The following is a 19,632-nucleotide window of genomic DNA, read 5'->3' as shown; positions in this document are numbered from 1 at the left end:
GTGATGCGGCGCCGGATCAGCGCTTCAGGTTGACGAGCACGTCGAGGATGTCGGCGCCCGTCTGGAACGCCTTGGAGTTTGCGGTGTAGCCGCGCTGCGCCTCGATCATCTCGGTGAGTTCGGAGGCGAGATCGACGGTGGAGAGTTCCACCGCGCCCGACACCAGCGAGCCCATGCCGCCCTCGCCGCCGAAGCCCATCATCACCGCACCCGACTCGGTCGTGGCCTGGAAGACGTTGCCCGAGATCGTGCGCATGAGGTCGGGGCTCTCGACCATGGCGAGCGGGATTTTGAACAGGTTCAGCGTCGAGCCGTTCGCGAAGACCGCGCTGACGATGCCGTCGGACGAGACCTGGACCCGGTCGATGTCGCTCGGCGGATTGCCGTTGGCGCCTGCGTCCATGACCGTGAAGTCGGCACCGAGCTGGGTGATCGACGAGATGTCGAGGGTCGTCTCCTGGCCACCTGGTACCGTGAAGGCGAGGACGCCGCCGGAGGTCAGCTTTCCAGCCGAATCGAAGGTGAGCGTCTGCGTCGTCAGCGCCGGGTTCGAATAGGGGAACTCGCCCGTTCCACCGTCGGCATCGGCGCGGTTGTAGGCGGTCATCTCCCACTGGTTGTCGCCGACCTTCGTCATGTAGACGTCGATGGTGACCGGGCTGCCGTAGTCGTCGTAGGTCACCAGCGAGGTCTTGTTGGTGTAGGTCGAGGCGGCGGTGTTCGCCGAGGGCGGCACGCGGTCTGCGCCGGTCGACAGGGCGGCCGTCGTCAGGCCCAGCGCCGAGGTGGCCGTTCCGTCGCCGTCGGCCGCGACGATGGTGCCGAGCCCGATGGTTCTGTTCGTGGCGCCGTCGGAGGCCGTGCCGAGCGAGATGCGGAAGTCGTTGCCGGACAGGCCGACCTTCACGTCCGTAAGGCCGGAGGTGGCGGTGATCGCACTCTGCAGCGCCGACTTGAAGGCGGAGGCCGAGGCGGTGTTGGCGGCGGTCAGCGTCACGGTGACGTTGATGGCAGCAGCGCCGTCGATGGAGATCGGGAAGGTGAGCCTGTCGCCGATGCTCTTGGAGGAAGGATCGAACGTGCCGATCGAGACACTGGCGAAGTCGCCGGAAGCCGCCGTGGCGCTCGTTGCCGCGCCGAGTCCGAGCTTGCTGGTCGTGACGCCGTCACCGTCGGTGTGGGTGATGCCCGAGAGCTGGATCGAGGCCTGCGAGCCGGTGTCGCCGGTCTTGAAGCTGATCGCCTTGCTGCCGGTGTCGACACCGGCGACGACGGCGTTGGTGCCGAAGGTCGAGTCGAGCGACTTCTGCAGGAGCGTCTGGAAGGCCGACGGGCTGGCGACGGCGCTGTCGCTCAGAACGACGGAGACGGTCTTCGCCGCAGCGCCGTTCAGCGAGATGTCGAAGGTGACGGTGTCGCCGGCGCTGGCGCTCGACGGGTCGAAGACGCCGGCGCTGATCGAGGCCGCGGTTCCACCGGTGGTGGCGCCGCGGGGCAGGTTCACCGACAGCGTACCTTCCGTCGTCGGCTTGGCGACCAGCTGGGTGGTCGACAGGTTGACAGGCTGCAGGCCGGCGAAGCCGTTCGCGACGCCGACGGTGTCGCCGTAAGGCAGCGGGTAGCCCATCAGCGTATAGCCGCCGGCGTTCACGAGGTTGCCGTTCGCATCCTTCACGAAGGAGCCGGCGCGGGTCATGTAGGTGCCGCCGTTGGAGTCGGACACGACCATGAAGCCGTTGCCGTTGATCGCCAGGTCGGTGGTTGAGGTCGTGTAGGAAAGGCCACCCTGCTGGGTGATCAGGTTCCGGGTCTGCGTTTCGACGACGCCGGAATTGTAGGCGCCGCTGCCCGACGGGAGCACCATCGTTGAGAACTCGGTCTGCGCCCGCTTGTAGCCATCCGTATTGGAGTTGGCGATGTTGTCCGAAACGGCGCTGAGCCGGTTGGCCTGCGCGTTCATTCCAGACACGCTGGTCCGCATGATACCGTAGATGCTCATCGATGACCTCAATTTCCATGACAGCGAGGAAGCCGTGCGGGGAAATTAGGTGTCGAGCCTTGCGCGTACCTGATTGAATTAGGCGCAGGAAGATAAAGCGGCAGTCGAGATCAAAAAGACCCGCCCTTCTATCTTAAAGGGCGGGTCTTTTACTTATTATTAACCTTTAGCGGATCGCCGCTCAGGCGACGCCGATTCCGTAGCCCAGGTAGCGCTTGGAGGAGACCGGGTCGTAGCCGAGGCGCATCTTCAGCTTCTTGCGCAGCTTCGAGATGTGGCTCTCGATGACGTTCTCTTCGACGTTCTCGTCGAAGATGCCGTAGATCGCGCTGAACAGCTGCTGCTTGGTGACGCGGCGGCCGCGGTTGGCAACCAGGTATTCGAGGATCCGGCGCTCGCGGCGCGGCAGCGGCATCGTCTCGCCGCCGATCTCGGCGTCGCGGCCATCGGAATAGACGCTGATCTCGCCGACGGTGGTGCGTCCGGTGTCCGGGGTCTCGCGGCGGCGGATGGCGCCGATGCGGGCGAGGATTTCCTTGACGTGCACCGGCTTGGCGACGACGTCGTCGACGCCGGCGGCGAAGAGATCGAGCGTACCGTCGAGGTTGCGGCCTTCGCTCAGAGCGATCATCGGCGCCTTGGTGCGGCTGCGGATCAGACGAGGAGCCACGGCACGCTCGTCGAAGTCACCGAGAAGGAACGCCTCGACGGCAGAGATGTCGCTCTCCGGCGCAGTCTCGACCCAAGAACGGAACTCTTCTGCTCCAAATCCAGCAGCAGACACGCCCTCACGACCAAACAGAGACTGATAACCACTGGTAACCAGCTCACGATTATCAACAACAACGATCATAACACCCCTCCGGACCCGCTTTTTATTTATGGTTAATACCTACAGGCGTCGGATTCCGGTGGATATCCTCAATTTTAGTGAAACGTTAAATTCCGTGGCCGACGTGCTCAACGTGATGAAAATCATGGAAGATTCGTCGATCTGGTCAGGCACGCACCGGCTTCGCGACAGCTAGGCGACACCCACGGGCTTGTCCGTACTCATTTTGTTCCGGCGAATCGCGATTCGCCGGTGGTCCGACACGCGCCGGACCTGTTCGCCGAGTGCGGCAGGCGGGACCCTATAACGACTGGAATACAGTCCTGAAGATGAAGACACCTCGCCGGCGGCTTGCCGCGAAGACGCGACGGTGGCGTTGGCCGGAGCGATGCGCGGCCGCACGAACGGCTTCCGCGTCAGGATGCAGGTGGGCGATCGGAGGATGGGGCGGCGCAGGTCGTTCCCGGGTCCGGGCGGCGCCGCGGCACCCCTGCCGCATCGCTCGACGCTACGGAGCCTGCGCTGCTTATTCCCATGCAGGCGTGGGGCGCGGCACGACGGCCGCGCCGAAGGTCAAAGGAAGACGGATCCGGACGGGGTCGACCGATCGTCGGCGGTGCGTGAGGCCGACTGCGGGCTCTGCTGGCGGGACTGCCCGGACGAGCGGCCCTGCGAGCTCTCCGGGTGCGAGGAGAACTGCGGGTCGCCGCCGCCGTTCGAGCCGGACTGTGCTTGGCCGCCGCCGTCGCTTGCCGTCGATGCGGCGGTGCGCATCTGGCTCGCGTCACGCGCAACGACCGTCACGGCCGCGTCGTCGAGATGGAAGCCTGCGTGCGACAGAAGCTTGCGCAGCCCTTCCTTGTCTGCCGCAAGCTTGCTCGCGGTCTCGGCGACGCTCGCAGAGAGCTCGACGGAGAGGTTGCCGTCCACGAGGCGCATCGACACGTCGACGGTGCCGAGGTTTTCCGGCTGGAGCTGGATGGTCATCGTCTTCAGGGCCGCGCCGCCTGCACGCAGGGTGAAGTTCGCTCCGGCCTGCGTCTGCTGCGGCTGCTGGCTCGGGGCCGCGTCGCCGAGAGCGGCGATGATCTTGCCGGCAACCTGGCCCGTCACGGCACCCGGCTGCGGTGCGGGATCCGGCACGTCACCCGCGGTGGCCGACTTCGGCTTGTCGCCCGCGGCAAGACGCTCGGTGCCTGAGGGTCCGCCGTCGAGCGGCCGCTGGAAGCGCTCGCCGCGACTGCGCTCACCATCGTTCGATCCCGCGTCCTTGCCGGCGGCATTCTGCACCGGCCCGTCCACTCCCGGCGTTTCGACGCCGGTCGCGCCGGCGAGGGACCCGGTCGCCTTCGCGTGGCCCGCCGGCAGCGCGTCCTTCGAGCCGCGGCCGGCGACGCCGTCGCGCGACAGCGATGCCAGAACCTTCTGCATCGCGTTCGTCTCGGGATCGGAGACGGCCGACGTCGGATCGCCGAGCGCGTCCCGTCGGTTCGACCCGGCGTTCTCGAGCACCACCGCCTGGTCGGCCGTCGGCTCGAAATGCGTCGTCATCCGTACGACGTCGACCCGCAGACGCGCCGCCGACTGTGCGTCGGGCTCCGCGTTCTGCATGAGGCGGGCGAGTCGGTCGGCCGGGATCGCGAGATCGTCGAGCGCCTCGCTCGGAAGCGGCATCGCGCCGCTGGGCTCAACCTCGCCCGTCGACGCCCCTTGTGCAGCGCCGAGTTGCTTCGCCTGCTCGGCCGCGGCGGCCGCCGCTGCATCGAGCGAGACAGCGGCCATCGGAACGACGACGCCGGCCGAGGTAGGGTCCGTTGCCGGCGTCTCCTCCTTCTGATCCGCCGGAGAAGACTGCGCATGATCGATAAGTTGCGCCAGGCGATGGCGGAAGGACTTCGACTGCGTGCCCTCGGAGGCCGTGTCGTCCGCGTGGCCTTCGCCCGGCTTCTGCCGCTTGGACTTCAGCTCGCCGGCCTCCCGCAGGGTGTCGCCATAGGCGGAATCGAAGGCATGGGAGATCGCCTGCCTGTTGTGCTTGGCGCTCCGCGCATCGACGGGCTCTGCCGCGTCCAGGCCCGGGGCCGCCGCTCCAACCGCTACGTTCATTGAGAAGCCGCCTTGAGATCGTTCGATACTTCGTTCAGCAACTGCTGGGCGCGGGAGGCGACGGGATCGGAGGCGATCTTGCTGGAGATCGCGCTTCCCCGCCCGTCGTCGTTCACCGCGAGTTCGGCAGGCCGGCGCATCTCGTCCAGGATGGAGTAGGCTGCGCTGCGCAGTTGTAGATCGGCAGGGTGGAGCAGGGCTGGATCGATGGCGTTCAGGGTCGCGCTGGCATCGGCGAAGCTGCGTGAGGTCAGGGTCGAGGCGACCGAGTAGAGCAGCGCGCGCTGGCGATCCTCGGGCGACGCGACGTCGTAGGTCAGCGCCTGCGCGGCCGTCTCGCCAGACAGCTGAAGGTTGCCCATCACCAGCGCCCGGCGGGAGACGGCGAGGAACAGCGACAGCTGTTCTTCGCGCGTCAGGCCCGCCGTCAGGTCCATCATCTTGGCCACGACGTCCTTCTCGGTGCCCTGTGGCCGGCCGGCATAGACGGCGGCGAAGCGGGCCCGGAAATTGGCTGCGTAGGCCGAGCGGGCGTAGCGGTCGAAGTACTGCCGGGCGAGGTCGTCGGCCTTGTCGGTGTCGCCGACCTTTTCGGCGATCAGCACCTCCAGGCGCAGCGCCGCCTCTTCGATCAGCCCGCCCGGCGCCAGAAGCCGCGCGCGGTCGAGATGGGTCATCGCCGACTTCGGGTCGTCGTTCTGGTCGATCTGGCCGAGCACCAGGCTGAGCTGGGCGGCCAGGAGCGGCTCGGTGTCGCGCAGGTCGAGATGACCGAGCTTATCCTTGGCCTGCGCCGTGCGGTTCTCGACATAGGCGAGTGCACCTTCCAGGAGCGTGCGGTCGTGATCGTGCACGACCGTCCCGCCGAGGATGCCACGCAGCACGGCGGGCGGTCCGCCGCTGAGGACGAACATGGCCGCGGCCCGGACATTGCGCGGATCGTGCCAGGTTTCCGGGGGCGCGGCCATCAGCACCGGCGCGAACCGGCGCAGCAGGCCCGCCTGGACCCGGATCGCCTGGCCATTGCCGCGCGCCACCTGGTCCTGCAGGAATTCGATCGAGCGGACGATCTCGAACGGCATCGGCGAACGCGTCGTCGGCCACTGGGCCGCGTCATGCGCACCGGCGTCGCCCCCGTGGTCCGTCGCGCCGGCGTCAGCCGCGCCATGCCCGTCGGCCGCGCCTTCGGCATGCCCGCCATCGTGCGGAGCGTCGCCATGCCCGTCGGCGGCCGGAAGCCCCGGGGGAGTGTTTGACGGCGCGATGTCGATCGGATGGACGTCGATGGTGCGCTGCTCGCTCGTCTCGATCGATGCGGCGCCATCATGGGCGCTGGCGCCCTCGCCGGCCACCGGCGCCGCGGCATGGGGTTCGCCTCCCGGCGTCGTCGCAGACGGTTCGGGTTCGGGGTTGACCAGATCCTCGGGTCCGGCGCTCCATGCGGCATTCACCTGATCGGCATCGACCGCCATGTCCGGAGCGGGCTCGGCCCCGGCACCCGCGTGCGGATCCGTCGACGCCTCGGCCGGCGGAGTCTCTGCCAGCGAGGGCTGATCGTGCGAGGCCGCCGCGTCTGCCTCGCCATGAGGCTCCGTCGCGGTTTGCGCGGCATGGCCCGCCGACGGCACGTGATCCTCCGACGCCGCCGTGGGCGCGTGACCGGCGACGGGCGCCTCGGCGCGCGCGCCAACGGCGGGGAGCGCCAGAACGACGCTCGTCAGCAGCCAGAACTTCAGACGTGTCATGCCTTTGGCTCGGTGAGGAAGATCTCGATACGACGGTTGGCGGCGGCTTCCGGATCGCTCTTGTCGAGCGGATCGCGGTCCGCCATGCCCTCGATCGCCTTGACCCGCGTCTCGTCGAGGCCGCCGCGCACCAGCATGTAGAAGGCCATGTGCGCACGGGCGGTCGACAGCTGCCAGTTGTCGTACTCCTCGCCGCGATAGGGACGTGCGTCGGTATGGCCGCGGATGGTGATTTCGCCCGTGCGCTCGGCCAGGACCCCGGCGATGCGTTGCATCATCTCGATGGCCTCCTTGGTCGGCTTGGACGAGCCGATCTGGAACATGCCAGAGGTCAGGTTGTCGGCGAGCGAGATGCTCACTCCGCCGTCCCCGGCCTTCACCTGGACCTGCGAGGGCAGGTTGGGCGCGAGCGAGGCGATCTTCTGGTCGATCTCCTGCTTCAGCTTTTCGGCGTCGCTCATCGCCTTCTCGGCGCTCTTTCCGTCACCCTTGCCGGCGTCGGCACTCTTCCCCTCGCCCTTCCCGGCATCAGGGGTCTTGCCGTCGCCCTTGCCGGCGTCGGCCGTCGTGCCGTCGCCGCGGTCAGGCTTGTCGCCGGAACCGTCGACGATCTTCTGGACGGTGGTCTTGAACTCCGGCGGGGCCGAGTTGTCGATCTTGCCACCGCTTTCGACGGCGTTCGGCGCGAGCTGCCAGGACGTCGGGTCGAACGGGTCGCGATAGGCTTCGCCGCCGTTGAGGCCGGGAAGACCGCTGCCGTCCGGAACGCCCGGCTGCTTGCGTTCGTCGTCGATTCCCGGTCCGCCTTCCGCGGCGATCTCGGCCAGCACGGCGTAGGGGTCGGTGAAGACGGCCTCCTGCTCGCCGCCGCTTTCCGGACCGGCGATCGGCTTGCCGCCAGGCACGCCGTCGGTCTTCACCTTGCCCTGGTCGCGGTCCGGGATCGGCAGGCTCGCACCGGAATTGCCGTCGTTCAGACCGCGCGCCGAGGGGGTCGAATCGTTCAGCTTGATCGGGTTGAAGTACTGCGCGATCTGCTTCTTGGTCGCGTCGTCCGACGAGTTGGTCAGCCACATCACCAGGAAGAAGGCCATCATCGCCGTCATGAAGTCGGCGAAGGCGATCTTCCAGACGCCACCGTGGTGCGCCTCTTCGTGGTCACCGTGGCGCTTGACGATGATGATCTCTTGCCGATCGTGCGGATCTGCGCTCACGACAGGGCCTCTTCAAGCGCGCGGCGCCAAGCCGACAGGCGGGTTTCGATGACGGTCTTGTCGGCGGCGATGCGGATTTCGTCGCCGCCATCTTCGGTTTCGAACGTCACCAATTCCTTGCGATCACCGAGCTTTTCGGCGAAGTCCGCGAGGAAGTCCTGCGGTCCGCGGGCGACGATGCGGAAGGCCTTGCCGTCGAGCGTCATCGTGCCGACGGCGTCGACGAGTTCGCTGACAGTCTGGCGGCGCCGGGCTCCCGTGGCGACCGGCCGAAGCACGGTCGAGACGGCCGCCTTCACGCTGTCCTCCAGCTGGCTGAGCCCCTGGCTGAAGACCTCGGCGAGATGGGCCGTCTCGTCGCTCACCCACGTCTGCCGCGCAGCCGCGACGGCCGCTTCGATGGCGGCCGCCTGCTTGGCCTGCTCGGCCGCCAGCGTCTCCTTGAAGACCGCCTCCATCTCGGCGCGCATCGACTCGCGCCCGTCGCAGAATGCCGCTTCGCGCACCGCCTCGAGATCGACGGCAGGCTCGGGCGGCGTGATCTCCTCGGCCATCTCGACCGTCAGGAGTTCGGCCGCAAAGCCGTCCTCATCCTCGTCGGCCGCCAGATCGAACGGCGGCGTCCATTCCGGCTCGGCCGACACCAGGCGCTCGAAGACCGGCTGCTCGGCCTTTGCAGGCCGGTGCCTGCCATCGCGCTGGGCCTTGACCTTGCGGTCGTCGAACTCGGACAGGTACTGGGCGAGAGGAATCGCGCTCATGCCGCTTCCTTCTGGTGAATCCACTGCTTCAGGATCTGGGCCGCTTGCTGCTCATCGAAGTCGATGAGCTTCTCGAGGCGCGCCTGCGGCGAGTTCGACTTGCTGCGGTTGAGTTCGTCGAGGAGATCGTCGGTCTGCGGCTCGCCGAAGGCGTCCCCGACCACGTTCGGCCCGTCGAAGTTGAGGCCCGCCAGGAGGTTGGCCGCAAGATCGTTGGACAGTTCCGGATCGCCCTCCCCGGCCTCGCCATCGCCCTCGCCGAAGCCGGCATTGGCGAGCTCGATCGGATCGTCGGAGCCGAAGCCGGCCATCGCGCTCTCGGCCGGGGCTGCGGTGATCGCCCGGATCGCCGGCTTCAGGCCGAACCAGATCAGGAGGACCGCGACCACGAGGGCGGTCAGCGCGTTGATCAGCGTGCCGGACTGGCGCATGAACATCTCGCCGAAGCCGGCCGACGGGACGGGCTCGAGGTCCGTGGCACTGGTGGCGAAGTCGACCGCCGTGACCTGCAGCTGGTCGCCGCGGTCGGGCTGATATCCGGCGGCCGAGGCGACCAGCGCCTGGATCTTCTGCATCGCCTCGTCGATCTGCGCCTCCGTGGCGTTGTCGCCGATGGTCTGCGCGACCCGCTCGCGGTTGACGACCACGGCGACGCTCAGGCGCTCCACCTGATAGCCGTTGCTGACCGTCTGGACCGTCTTCTCGTTGATCTCGTAGTTGGTCAGCTCCTCGCGGCGCTCGCTCTCCTGGTTCTCGTTCTTGCCGGAACCGTTGTTGTTCGCCTCCTGAGGAATGTTCTGGTTGACGGTGGTCGCGTCCTGCGTCGTCGAGTTCGCCGACTTCTGGTTCTCCTTCACCGTGCGCGTGGAGCGCTCCACCCGGCCGTCCGGATCGAAGATCTTCTCGTCGATCTGCTTGCGGTCGGTGTTGAGCTTGGCGATGACGCTGGTCTGGAAGTTGCCGACGCCGAGATAAGGCGCAAGGGTGCGCCGGATCGAATCCTCGATGCCGCTCGAGACCGTCTTCTCGATGCCGAACACCTTGGTCGGCGCGGCCGCGACGGAATCGTCGCCGGAGGCCAGCAGCGTGCCGTCAGAGGACAGGATCGTCACCTCGTCCGGCGTCATGTCGGGAATGGCGGCGGCAACGAGATGGCGAATCGCCTGCGCCTCGGAGGCGCCGTCGGTGCCGTTGTCGGTGCGGATGACGACGCTGGCCGACGGCTTCTGGCGCTCGCGCCGGAAGGAACCCTCGTCGGCGAGCACGATGTGGACGCGCGCCGCGCGGATGCCCTGCATGCTCTGGATCGTGCGCGCGATCTCGCCCTCGAGAGCGCGCACCCGCGTCACCTCCTGCATGAAGGAGGTGAGGCCGATCGAGCCGAGCTCGTCGAACAGCTCGTACCCCGCCTTCTCCGACCGCGGCAGGCCGTTTTCGGCGAGCAGCGCCCGGGCGTTGGCGGTCTGCGAGAAGGGCGTCAGCACCGAGGCGCCGTCGGAGGAGACGTCGAACGGGATGCCCGCTTCGGTCAGTGCCGCGCCGATCTGCGTCACGTCCGCCCGCTCGAGGCCGGAATAGAGCGTCTCCATGTCCGGCCGGCTGAGATAGTAGGCACCGAGGCCGATGATCGCCACGACGAGCGCGCCGATGATCCCGAGCGCGGCCAGCTTCCGCGGCCCGAGCGCGCTCAGGTTTGCCATGATCTGTTGCGCCTGTTCGCGCCCGACGACGACCATAGAGGACCCCTAACCTCATGAGACTTCGGCCGGACTATCGCGGGACAAGCTTGTGCGGGGGTTAAGGGTTTTTAAACCGTAAGGCGGGCGTGGCAGCGGCGGGCGCCCGGCCGGGCCATGGATGGCCGCGGAGGGCGGTCGTACCGGCGGCGCCTCCGGCATAGGAGCGCCGGGTCACCAGGCCTCAGAAAAGCGAACGCCCCCGGAACGCGAGGTTCCGGGGGCAGAGGTCAGGCCGTGCCAGGTTGGTTTGGACTCACCCGGCTAAGCCGGTTGTACTTCCGGCGAGCTCAGGCCTACTGGAAAAGGCGCAGGACGTTCTGAGCCGAGGAGTTGGCGATCGACAGAGCCTGGACGCCCAGCTGCTGCTGGACCTGCAGGGCCTGAAGCTTCGTCGACTCTTCGTTCATGTCCGCGTCCACCAGGCCGGAGACGCCCTGGTCGATGGTGTCCATCAGGTCGGTGACGAAGTTCTGCTGCAGCTCGATGCGGCTGGCGACCGCGCCGAGAGCCGAAGCACCCGCCGTGACGTTGGTGATCGCCTGGCTCACGACCGAGATGTAGGCCGACACCACGTCCTTGCGGTTGGTGCCGTCGACGCCGAGCGCGGACAGGGCCGAGTCGGAGATGTCGATGTTGGCGACCGACATCGTGCTCGCACCGGTGGTGGTGGTGAAGCCCGACAGCGCCACGCTGCCCGCACCGGCGGTCGTCTTGGCGATCGTGACGTTGCCGCCGCTCTGGCTGACCGTCAGACCGGAGACGCTGGCGTCGGACAGCGCCTGGGTCAGCACGCTGGCCCACTTGGCGGCCGTGTCGACGAGACCATCGGAGGTGCCGAGAGCGGCGTCAACGGTGGCCTTGTTGATCGTCACCTTGGTCGGGCTGCCACCGTCAACCGCGAGGTTGAAGGTGACCGCGTCCTGATCGTCCCAGGTCTCGGAGCCGGTCCAGGTGCCGGTGACCGAAGCCGCGACCGCCGGGTTGTTGCCGTTGCCCGCGGCCGTCGCCGTGGTCGACAGACCGAGGAGCGAGGTGGCCGAGCCGTTGCCGTCCTGAGCCGTGATGGCCGAGACCGCGATGCCGGCATTGGCGCTCTGCTCGACCGTGTCGATCGAGATCGCACCGGCCGCGTTGTTGACCGTCAGCACGCCCGCACCGAAGGTGGCGTTGACCGCCGCCTGCAGGTTGGCCTGGAAGGTGGTCGCGTCCGGCGCCGAGGCGATGGTGATCGTCTGACGGTTGGCGACCTGTGCACCCGCCACCGTCGAGTAGACGGTCATGTCGAAGCTCAGGCGGTCATTGGCGTCGTAGCCGGTGTTGCTGTAGGTGCCGAGGGCGAACGTGCCGTTGGTGCCGCTGCCGTAGGCCACAGAGGCCGCGCTCGTGATGCCGAGCGAGGTGGCCGCAGCAGCCGTGCCGCCGGTGCCTTCGACCGCGGTGATGTCGAACATCGACACGTCGGTGCCCGGGCCGCCGACCGTGGTGGCGATCGAGAACGTACCGGCGGTGTTCGACACGGTGACCGCGTCGCCGGCGGCGAGGTTGGTCGAAAGCGCCGTGCCGTCGGTGACCTTGGTCGCAGACTGCAGGGCGAGCGTCAGACGAGCCGCGAATTCATCGCCCGTCGGAGCCGTCGGATCGGCGTAGCCAGTGGCGGTGAAGGTGTACGAACCCTGGTAGACGTCACCGTTGTACTGCACCTTGAAGGAGATCTTGTCCCCGTCGGCGATGCTGTTGGTGAGGTTGGCCGCAGCGAACGTGCCGCCGAGGTTGACCGAGGTCGGGTTGTTGGTGCCGAAGGCCGGGATGCCGCCGGTCGTGAAGCCCAGGACCGAGGTCGTCGTGCCGTCGCCGTCATGCGCGGTGACGCCGGCGACGTTGATCGCCGAGGCACCGCCGGTGGTGGCGGAGGTCAGCTTGATCGCGCCGGTGCCGGCATCGAAGCTGGCGGTGGCGACGGCGCTGCCGAAGGCGTTGGTGATGCCGGTGTTGATCGCGGCGGCGAGGTTGGCACCGGTCGCAACGCCCGTCAGGTCGACGCGGACATAGGTCGACGATCCACCATCAACCGTGAGGTTGAGGCTGATGTAGTCGGCGGTGTCGATGCCGGCGGCGTTGAACGTGCCGAGCGTGGCGACGGCGGGCGAAGCGGTCGTCATGCCCGAGCCGGGGGTGACCGACGCGCTGTCCAGGCCCTGGTAGGCCGGGGCCGCATCCGCCTGGGCGGTGCCACCGACGGTGAGCGCCGTGCCGTCAGCCTTGGTCAGCTGCTTGGCGCCGTCGAGGATGCCCGACTGGTCGTTGCTGTCGTAGAGCTTCAGGCTGGCGGTGTTGACGTCGATCGTGCCGATCGAGATCGAGTTGTTGGCGTCGCGGGTGAAGGAAGCGACGACGTTCTTGGTGGCGCTGTAGCCGCCGACGCCGGAGTTCACCGACAGCCAGTTCTCGCCCGAGAAGGTCGAGGACGAGGCGATCGACTTCAGCTGGTTCTGGAGGGCCGAGATCTCGTCCTGCACGGCCTGGGCGTCGACGCCGTCCTGCGTGGCGGAGGTCAGCTTCTCCTTGATCTGGTTCAGGACGTCGAGGGCGTTGTTCATGCCCGTGTAGGCCGTGTCGACGGTCGCGGCGCCGAGGCCGAGCGCGTCCTTCACGGACGACATCGCCGAGTTGTCGGACTTCAGCGTGGTGGAGATCGACCAGTAGGCGGCGTTGTCCTTGGCTTCGCCGATCTTCAGGCCGGTGGAAATGCGGTTCTGGACGGCGTCGAGCTTGGTGTTGGTGCTCTGGAGGACGCGGAGCGCGGTCGTTGCCGCGGCATTGTAGAGAACGGAGGTCATGTGATCTGTCCCGATTGATTGTTTGGATCTGGGGGACATTCCGGGTCGTGCCGGGATGGCGGCGCGGCATCATGCCTGTGAGCGACGTATGACCGTCGATCGACCCACCATGGGATCGCAATCTAGGCGCGACTGCTTAACGAGGGGTAAACGGGACGGCTCAACTTTGCCCGAAACTTGCAAGGCGGCCCGCCTCGTCGGCAAAGACCGCCGCGAGCGTACGACTGAAGGCACACAGACGCGGGGCATGCGAGACCGGCTGCACTCTTATATATAGAGCGGGCGAGCCGTGGTTAATGTACTGTATCCACATCCCGTAAAATCCGAATATAGATTATCTCGAATTTAAACATAGAATTCTGGGACAAACCAAAACGACATTTCGCTAAAATTGTCGGCTCTCCTGAAGCCAGATCTTGGATGGTTCGACCGTAAGTTCTTCCGTGTTGAAGCACAGCCAACACGGGGAACAACAATGACTGGCATCACCACCAACTACTCGCAGCTTTCCGCTCTTCGCAACCTGCAGTCCGTCAACAAGCAGCTCGACCAGACGCAGAACCGCATCTCCACCGGCCTGAAGATCAACTCGGCCAAGGACGGCGCCTCGCAGTGGAGCGCGGCGACGAAGATGCGCGCGGACATCTCGAGCTACCGGGCGCTGAGCGACGGGCTCGACTACTACAAGTCCACCGCCGACGTCGTCTCCGGCGCTGCCGAGAGCATCGTCAACTCGCTCAACGACATGAAGTCGCTGATCACCCAGTACGCCAATACGAGCGATGCCACCGAGCAGGCGACGATCTACGCCAGCATCCAGTCCGCTGAGGCTCAGATCAAGTCCGCGCTCGCTGCCGGCCAGGTCAAGGGCGCGACCGACTGGCTGAGCGCGACGACCACCGTCACCGCCAATATCGGCTACGACAGCACCGGCGCGGCCGTCACCGATACGCTGACCAAAGTCGACGTCGACACCGCGGTGACCGCGACGGCCATTGGCGGCGGCGCCGCCGGCATCACGAGCATCACCACCGCCGACATCGACACCTCGGCTGAAGTGACCGCCACGCAGACGGCGATCGACACCGCGATCACCACGGTGACCGCTTACGCAGCCAAGCTTGGCAGCTTCGCCGACCGTCTCGGCGACTCGCAGGCCTTCCTCGACAAGATCGCCGACGTGAAGCAGAGCTCTCTGTCCGACATGGTCGATGCCGATCTCGAGGAAGAGTCGGCCAAGCTCTCGGCCCTGCAGGTCCAGCAGCAGCTCGCCATCCAGGCGCTGCAGATCTCGAACGCGAGCGCCCAGAACATCCTGCGTCTCTTCCAGTAAGACGCAAGTCCCCATCAGCAGGCGGCCGGGCGGACGATCTGTTCCCCGTACGCACGCTCGGCAAGCCTGCTGAGCCGCGCCCCCGGCGATCCGTCGCCGGGGGTCTGCGTTTCCGGTCCACCCGGACAGCTAAAAATCGAGACAAATCGCAGCCGGTTCCTTCAGCCGCGGCTGCTAGGGTCACAGACATAGAGCCGGACGCACCGGCCTGGGCCTCGAGCCCCCCGCGACAAGGAGCCGACCATGACCCGCTTTGCTGCCGCGCCCCTGCCCCGCCGCCCGCGCCCCTCCGCGCCGAGCCTGCCCCTGCCGGTGCCGAGCCCGGAGGCTGCGGCGATCCTCGCCCTGATGCGCTGAGGCTCGAGAACCCTCGTCAGAAGAAGGATCGCACCAGCGATCCGACCAGCATGTTCCAGCCGTCGATCAGGATGAAGAACAGGATCTTGAACGGCAGCGAGATGATCGTCGGCGGCAGCATCATCATGCCCATCGACATCGTCAGCGTCGCGACGATCATGTCGATCACCAGGAACGGCAGCACGATCAGGAAGCCGATCTCGAAGCCCCGCCGGAGCTCGGAGATCATGAAGGCCGGGATCAGCACGCGGAAGTCCGGCACGCCGGCATCGCCCTGCTCGGGCGGCTCGACGCGCGTCCGGCTCGTCGACGTCGCGATGTCGCCGAAGAGCTTCAGGTCCTCGTCGCGCACCTGCGTCAGCATGAAGTCGCGGAACGGCTCCGAAATCCTCTGAAACGCCTCCTGCTCGCCGATCTGGTTGTCCAGCATCGGCTTCAGGCCGTCGTTCCAGGCGCGGTCGAAGGTCGGGGCCATGACGAAGAAGGTCATGAACAGCGACAGCGAGATCAGGATCAGGTTCGCCGGCGTCGTCTGCAGACCGATGCCCGAGCGCAGGATCGACAGCGCGATCACGATCCGGGTGAAGGAGGTGACCATCACCAGGAGGCCCGGCGCGATCGACAGCACCGTGACGATGCCGAAGAGCTGCACGATGCGGCCCGAGGCGGCCGCGTCGCCGGACGGGATCAGCGAGGCGAGCGCGCCGGCCGCGTCCTGCGCGAAAGCGGTCCCCGGCACGAGCAGCAGCGCCAGGACGAGGAGGAGCCGCCGGTTCATTCGGTCACCATGGTCTGGATGACGTAGTCGAGGACGGCGGGCGAGCGCAGCTTCGCCCGTTCCTCGAGATCTTCCTTCAGATGCAGGAGGCCGCGCCCGCCCTCGATCTGGGCGAGCTGCACGGTGCGCAGGAAGGCGAGCGTGTCGGCCTGGATCTGCGTCGCCAGCAGCTCCGGCTCCTCGACCTGCTTCTGACGGATGACGACGGCGGCCTGGAGGCGCAGCCAGACGTCGGCCGGCGCATAGAGGTTGGTGATGACCGGTGGCAGCGGCAGCAGCACCGCAGGGCCGACCTCCTCGACGTTGCCGCCATACATGTCGAGATGGGCTTCGGGCGCCGCGGCCTTGCCGTGCGCCTCGGCGCCTGCCTCGGCCGATGCGGCTGCGCCCGGCGTCGCGGGGGCCGCGGCGGCGACGGGCTCGGTCGGCGCGGGGCTGGCCAGCAGCATGCCGATCGCAGCGCCGCCGGCGCATCCGATGACGGTCAGGATCGCCACCGGCAGGATCGTCGCCATCAAGCCGCTCTTCTTCGGCTTGTTCTCGTTGAGAATGGCGTTCAACGCGTCGAGACCGTCAGCGCTCGTGTCGGTCATTCGTCGGACCCCCTGCTCTGTGCATCGTGCCTTTGGAGCCGAGGGGGTCGGGCGCGCATTCGTCGCCGATTTCGCCGCCAGGCTCGTGTCCAGCACTAGCCGGTCAGGCTGTTCCGAGACTTGCTTAACAAAAGGTTACCGGCCCTGCCTCGCGCCCGTCGCCCAAACGCGAACCGGCCGCACGCGGGAAGCGTACGGCCGGCTCTGTCGCGCTCTTCCTGGACGGGTCAGTAAGGCGCGATCACGTCGAAGATCTGCTGGCCCCAGCCCGGCTGCTGCACCTCAGTCAGACGGCCGCGGCCGCCATAGGAGATCCGGGCCTCGGCAATCTTGTCGTAGTCGATGGTGTTGTCGGGCAGGATGTCGCGCGGCCGGATGAGGCCGGCGATCGTGAGCACGCGCAGCTCGAAGTTCACCCGCACCTCCTGCTGGCCGGAGATGAACAGGTTGCCGTTCGGCATCACCTGGGTGACGACGGCCGCGACCGACAGGTCGATCGATTCGGACCGGGTGACGCTACCCTTGCCCTTCGATTCGGACTTGTCGTTGGCGCCGAGCGTGCCGCCGAGGGTGCCGACCGAGACGCCGTTGAGGCTGGCGTCGAAGTCGAGACCGCCGGCGATGTTGGAATCGCGCGAGCGGTTGGTGTTGTTGGCCAGAGACGCCGAGTCCTTGATCCGGATCTTCACCGTGACGATGTCGCCGACGTTCATCGCCCGCGGGTCGCGGTAGAACTCGGCGCCGCGATCGGTCCACAGCGAGTGTCCGACCGCAGCGGGCGCGGCCGGAAACGAGGCGGGCTGCACTGCGGGCTGATACTGGTAGACGCCGGATCCGACCGGCGACAGGCTCGGCTCGGCGAACAGCTCCGGCGGCCGGCTGTTGCAGCCGGCGAGCGCCGTCGCGAGGCCGATCGCGATTGCGGTGCGGGCTGGAATCACGACGGGTTCTCCGGTGTGGCGGCCGCCGTCTTGGCGTTGCCGTTCATGGTCTTCTGGACGATCAGGGCGGCGAGTGCGCCGGCCGTCTCGGCCGGCATTTCGGACAGGATCGCGCTCGAGGTGCGCGACTTCAGCTTCACCAGCACCGCGGCGGCCGATTCGCGGTCGAGAACCGCGAGCTGGGCCGCAGCTGCGTCCGGCTTCATCTTGGCGTAGATGTCGACCACGACCGAGCTCGCGCCGTCGATGAAGGCCTGCCGCTGCGCGAGCCAGTCCTTGTATTCCGCGCGCTTGGCCTCGAGATCCTGGATGCGCTGGTTGATCTGCGTCTCCAGGTTCTTCAGCTGCTCCGACTGGGCGGCATAGCGCGCGTCCTGGGCCTTGTCGGCGATGTTGAGGCAGTAGCGCTCGACCTCGGAGCGATCCCGCTCGACCGACTCGTTGGTGCCGTCCGACCCGACCTTGCGCACCTTCTGCGGCGGCACGGCGGGTTCGTCCTTGGCGGCGGCGGCTTCGGCGACCAGCACCGCCTGCGGCGGCGCATCGACCTGCGCCGGCTTTGCCTCGTCCAGCGGCACCGGCAAGGCGATGGCAGCCCGGCGCGCGTCCTCGTGCGTCGCCAGCATCGGACCGGCCACCGCCGGAACGAGACCCGCGATCGCCACGGCGGCGGCCGAACCGAGCAGGCTGGGGTGGATCCGACGGAGACGGCGGACGGCGGCGAGAGCAGAAGCGATCATGTCATTGCACCACGAGGTCGGCCTGCAGAGCGCCGGCGGTCTTGATGGCCTGGAGGATGGCGATGATGCCGGTCGGCTTCAGACCGATGCGGTTGAGACCGCGCACCACCGTCTCGAGGTCGGCGCCGCCGACGATGGCGAGCGTGCCGCCATCCTGCTGGGCGTCGATGACGGTCTCCGAGGTCACCGTCGTCTGACCGTTCGAAAGCGGCGCCGGCTGCGAGACCGCCGGCTGTTCGGTGATGCGGACCGTGAGGTTGCCGTGGGTGACGGCGACCGTCGAGATCTGGACGTCGGCGCCGATGACGACCGTGCCGGTGCGCTCGTCGATGACGACCTTGGCGGCCTGGTCCGGCGCCACCTTCAGCATGCCGATCTCGGCGATGAAGCGGGTGCTCGAGATCTTTGCGGGCCGCGCCAGCTGAATGGTGCGCCAGTCGGCCTCGCGCGCCACCGGCTTGCCCCACCGGCCACGCGAGTACGCATTGATCGTGTCGACGATGCGGATCGTCGTGGCGAAATCCGGATTGCGCAGCTCGATCGCCATGTTCTGGTCGTTGAACGTGCCGGGCACCTCGCGCTCGACGAGCGCGCCGTTGGCGATGCGGCCGGTTGTCGGCACGCCCTGGGTGAGCTTCTCGGTCTCGCCCGCGCTGGTGAAGCCGGTGACCGCGAGCGGTCCCTGCGCGACCGCGTAGATCTCGCCATCGGCGCCATAGAGCGGGGTCATGACCAGCGTGCCGCCCATCAGCGAGGATGCGTCGCCGAGCGAGGAAACCGTGACGTCGACGCGCGAGCCCGTGCCGATGAAGGCCGGCAGCTCGGCGGTGACCATCACCGCGGCGACGTTGCGGCTGCGCGGCTTGCCGTCGCGCACGTTGACGCCCATGCGGTCGAGCATCGACTGCAGCGACTGTTCGGTGAAGGGCGCGTTGCGCAGGCTGTCGCCGGTACCCTGCAGGCCGATCACCAGGCCGTAGCCGACCAGCTGGTTGGCGCGCACGCCCTTGACGTCGGTGATGTCCTTGATGCGCACATTGCCGGACAGGGCGTAGCCTTGGCCCGCACCGGCGACGGCACCGCCGTCGCCGTAGTCGGAGCCGTCGAGCGAGGCCATGTCCGCTGCGAGCGCGGTGTGCGCGCCGAGAACCAGGGCAAGAAGCGTCGAGAGGATCGCTCTCATCGGGTGGAAACCTCGATGCTGCCGTCTTCGGCGACGGTACCGGTGATGATCACGCCGCTGTCGTCGTTGCGCACCCGCACGACCTCGCCGGCTCCGGCCGAGCGCAACGGCGTGCCGACGCTGGTGATGGTGAGCACGGTGTCGCGGTAGACGATGGCGGTGGCGACGCCTGCCTTGACGAGATCGGGCATCTTCAGGTCGGCGAGGAGGATCGGCTCGCCCGGCAGCAGCGTGCGGCGGGCGAGCTTGCCCTCGAGCATCCGGTCCTCGACGACGTAGGCCGAGAGGCGGTCGCCGGGGACGCGGAACTTGCGCTGCTCGACACCGCGGTCGAGCACCGCCTGGCCGGGATAGATGATCGCGGTCGGGACGGGCAGTTCGATGTCGGCCGCCAGGACGCGACCCGGCGCCAGCATGAGGGCGAGCGCCAGAAGCAGCGCCGCCAGATGCGCCATGCGCTCCATCGGGGCAGTT

General features: G+C 67.6%; 15 protein-coding genes. 1 reads left to right on the top strand and 14 read right to left on the bottom strand.

The annotated features are described in order from the left end of the window. Positions 1-16 precede the first annotated feature (16 nt). The 8 genes from NPA30_RS19580 to NPA30_RS01855 form a co-directional block, all read right to left on the bottom strand. A complete protein-coding gene (locus NPA30_RS19580; protein WP_372338726.1) occupies positions 17-1,999 on the bottom strand; it encodes a flagellar hook-basal body complex protein in 1,983 nt (660 codons plus the stop codon). 181 nt (positions 2,000-2,180) lie between these two features. Beyond that, complete coding sequence (locus tag NPA30_RS01885) at positions 2,181-2,852, bottom strand: response regulator transcription factor (protein ID WP_256800633.1); 672 nt, start codon at positions 2,850-2,852, stop codon at positions 2,181-2,183. 552 nt (positions 2,853-3,404) lie between these two features. Beyond that, the gene (gene fliK / locus NPA30_RS01880; protein ID WP_256800632.1) at positions 3,405-4,937 is read right to left on the bottom strand and encodes a flagellar hook-length control protein FliK; all 1,533 of its coding nucleotides are present in this window, start codon (positions 4,935-4,937) and stop codon (positions 3,405-3,407) included. Beyond that, complete coding sequence (locus NPA30_RS01875; RefSeq protein ID WP_256800631.1) at positions 4,934-6,682, bottom strand: hypothetical protein; 1,749 nt, start codon at positions 6,680-6,682, stop codon at positions 4,934-4,936. Before NPA30_RS01875 ends, fliK begins: the two co-directional genes overlap by 4 nt. Beyond that, on the bottom strand, positions 6,679-7,896 hold the full coding sequence (locus NPA30_RS01870; RefSeq protein ID WP_256800630.1) for a MotB family protein: 1,218 nt from the start codon (positions 7,894-7,896) through the stop codon (positions 6,679-6,681). Before NPA30_RS01870 ends, NPA30_RS01875 begins: the two co-directional genes overlap by 4 nt. Further along, positions 7,893-8,657 (bottom strand): hypothetical protein, encoded by a 765-nt coding sequence (locus NPA30_RS01865; protein WP_256800629.1) that lies wholly within the window; start codon positions 8,655-8,657, stop codon positions 7,893-7,895. Before NPA30_RS01865 ends, NPA30_RS01870 begins: the two co-directional genes overlap by 4 nt. Beyond that, positions 8,654-10,357, bottom strand: a complete 1,704-nt coding sequence (gene fliF / locus NPA30_RS01860) for a flagellar basal-body MS-ring/collar protein FliF (protein WP_256800627.1) — start codon at positions 10,355-10,357, stop codon at positions 8,654-8,656. The genes NPA30_RS01865 and fliF overlap by 4 nt, the downstream gene beginning before the upstream one ends. A gap of 332 nt (positions 10,358-10,689) precedes the next feature. Beyond that, positions 10,690-13,233, bottom strand: coding sequence for a flagellin N-terminal helical domain-containing protein (locus tag NPA30_RS01855; RefSeq protein ID WP_256800626.1), 2,544 nt, complete (start codon positions 13,231-13,233; stop codon positions 10,690-10,692). A 475-nt stretch (positions 13,234-13,708) separates the two neighbouring features. Between NPA30_RS01855 and NPA30_RS01850 the strand changes: the two genes are divergently transcribed. Further along, positions 13,709-14,566 (top strand): flagellin, encoded by an 858-nt coding sequence (locus NPA30_RS01850; protein WP_256800625.1) that lies wholly within the window; start codon positions 13,709-13,711, stop codon positions 14,564-14,566. 373 nt (positions 14,567-14,939) lie between these two features. Here NPA30_RS01850 and fliP read toward each other — a convergent pair whose 3' ends face one another. The 6 genes from fliP to flgA all read right to left on the bottom strand — a co-directional run bounded on the left by fliP (position 14,940) and on the right by flgA (position 19,622). Further along, on the bottom strand, positions 14,940-15,701 hold the full coding sequence (fliP, locus tag NPA30_RS01845; RefSeq protein WP_256800624.1) for a flagellar type III secretion system pore protein FliP: 762 nt from the start codon (positions 15,699-15,701) through the stop codon (positions 14,940-14,942). Beyond that, positions 15,698-16,294, bottom strand: coding sequence for a flagellar basal body-associated FliL family protein (locus NPA30_RS01840; RefSeq protein ID WP_256800623.1), 597 nt, complete (start codon positions 16,292-16,294; stop codon positions 15,698-15,700). The genes fliP and NPA30_RS01840 overlap by 4 nt, the downstream gene beginning before the upstream one ends. Before the next feature lie 227 nt (positions 16,295-16,521). Continuing rightward, positions 16,522-17,235, bottom strand: coding sequence for a flagellar basal body L-ring protein FlgH (flgH, locus tag NPA30_RS01835; RefSeq protein WP_256800622.1), 714 nt, complete (start codon positions 17,233-17,235; stop codon positions 16,522-16,524). Continuing rightward, a complete protein-coding gene (locus NPA30_RS01830; protein WP_256800621.1) occupies positions 17,232-17,975 on the bottom strand; it encodes a MotE family protein in 744 nt (247 codons plus the stop codon). Before NPA30_RS01830 ends, flgH begins: the two co-directional genes overlap by 4 nt. A 1-nt stretch (position 17,976) precedes the next feature. Next, complete coding sequence (gene flgI / locus NPA30_RS01825) at positions 17,977-19,158, bottom strand: flagellar basal body P-ring protein FlgI (RefSeq protein ID WP_372338725.1); 1,182 nt, start codon at positions 19,156-19,158, stop codon at positions 17,977-17,979. Beyond that, positions 19,155-19,622 (bottom strand): flagellar basal body P-ring formation chaperone FlgA, encoded by a 468-nt coding sequence (gene flgA, locus NPA30_RS01820; RefSeq protein WP_256800620.1) that lies wholly within the window; start codon positions 19,620-19,622, stop codon positions 19,155-19,157. The genes flgI and flgA overlap by 4 nt, the downstream gene beginning before the upstream one ends. Positions 19,623-19,632 lie beyond the last annotated feature (10 nt).

The sequence above is a fragment of the Mangrovibrevibacter kandeliae genome (assembly GCF_024519155.1).
In the GTDB taxonomy this organism is placed as follows: Bacteria; Pseudomonadota; Alphaproteobacteria; order Rhizobiales; family Rhizobiaceae; genus Mangrovibrevibacter; species Mangrovibrevibacter kandeliae.
The sequence above is the reverse complement of the archived record's forward strand: the minus strand, read 5'-3'. Positions and strand labels throughout refer to the sequence as shown.

Coding starts and splice junctions, on each gene's coding strand:
- NPA30_RS19580 (WP_372338726.1), bottom strand. CDS start 1,999: ATGAGCATCTACGGTATCATGCGGACCAGCGTGTCTGGAATGAACGCG.
- NPA30_RS01885 (WP_256800633.1), bottom strand. CDS start 2,852: ATGATCGTTGTTGTTGATAATCGTGAGCTGGTTACCAGTGGTTATCAG.
- fliK (WP_256800632.1), bottom strand. CDS start 4,937: ATGAACGTAGCGGTTGGAGCGGCGGCCCCGGGCCTGGACGCGGCAGAG.
- NPA30_RS01875 (WP_256800631.1), bottom strand. CDS start 6,682: ATGACACGTCTGAAGTTCTGGCTGCTGACGAGCGTCGTTCTGGCGCTC.
- NPA30_RS01865 (WP_256800629.1), bottom strand. CDS start 8,657: ATGAGCGCGATTCCTCTCGCCCAGTACCTGTCCGAGTTCGACGACCGC.
- fliF (WP_256800627.1), bottom strand. CDS start 10,357: ATGGCAAACCTGAGCGCGCTCGGGCCGCGGAAGCTGGCCGCGCTCGGG.
- NPA30_RS01855 (WP_256800626.1), bottom strand. CDS start 13,233: ATGACCTCCGTTCTCTACAATGCCGCGGCAACGACCGCGCTCCGCGTC.
- NPA30_RS01850 (WP_256800625.1), top strand. CDS start 13,709: ATGACTGGCATCACCACCAACTACTCGCAGCTTTCCGCTCTTCGCAAC.
- fliP (WP_256800624.1), bottom strand. CDS start 15,701: ATGAACCGGCGGCTCCTCCTCGTCCTGGCGCTGCTGCTCGTGCCGGGG.
- NPA30_RS01840 (WP_256800623.1), bottom strand. CDS start 16,294: ATGACCGACACGAGCGCTGACGGTCTCGACGCGTTGAACGCCATTCTC.
- NPA30_RS01830 (WP_256800621.1), bottom strand. CDS start 17,975: ATGATCGCTTCTGCTCTCGCCGCCGTCCGCCGTCTCCGTCGGATCCAC.
- flgI (WP_372338725.1), bottom strand. CDS start 19,158: ATGAGAGCGATCCTCTCGACGCTTCTTGCCCTGGTTCTCGGCGCGCAC.
- flgA (WP_256800620.1), bottom strand. CDS start 19,622: ATGGAGCGCATGGCGCATCTGGCGGCGCTGCTTCTGGCGCTCGCCCTC.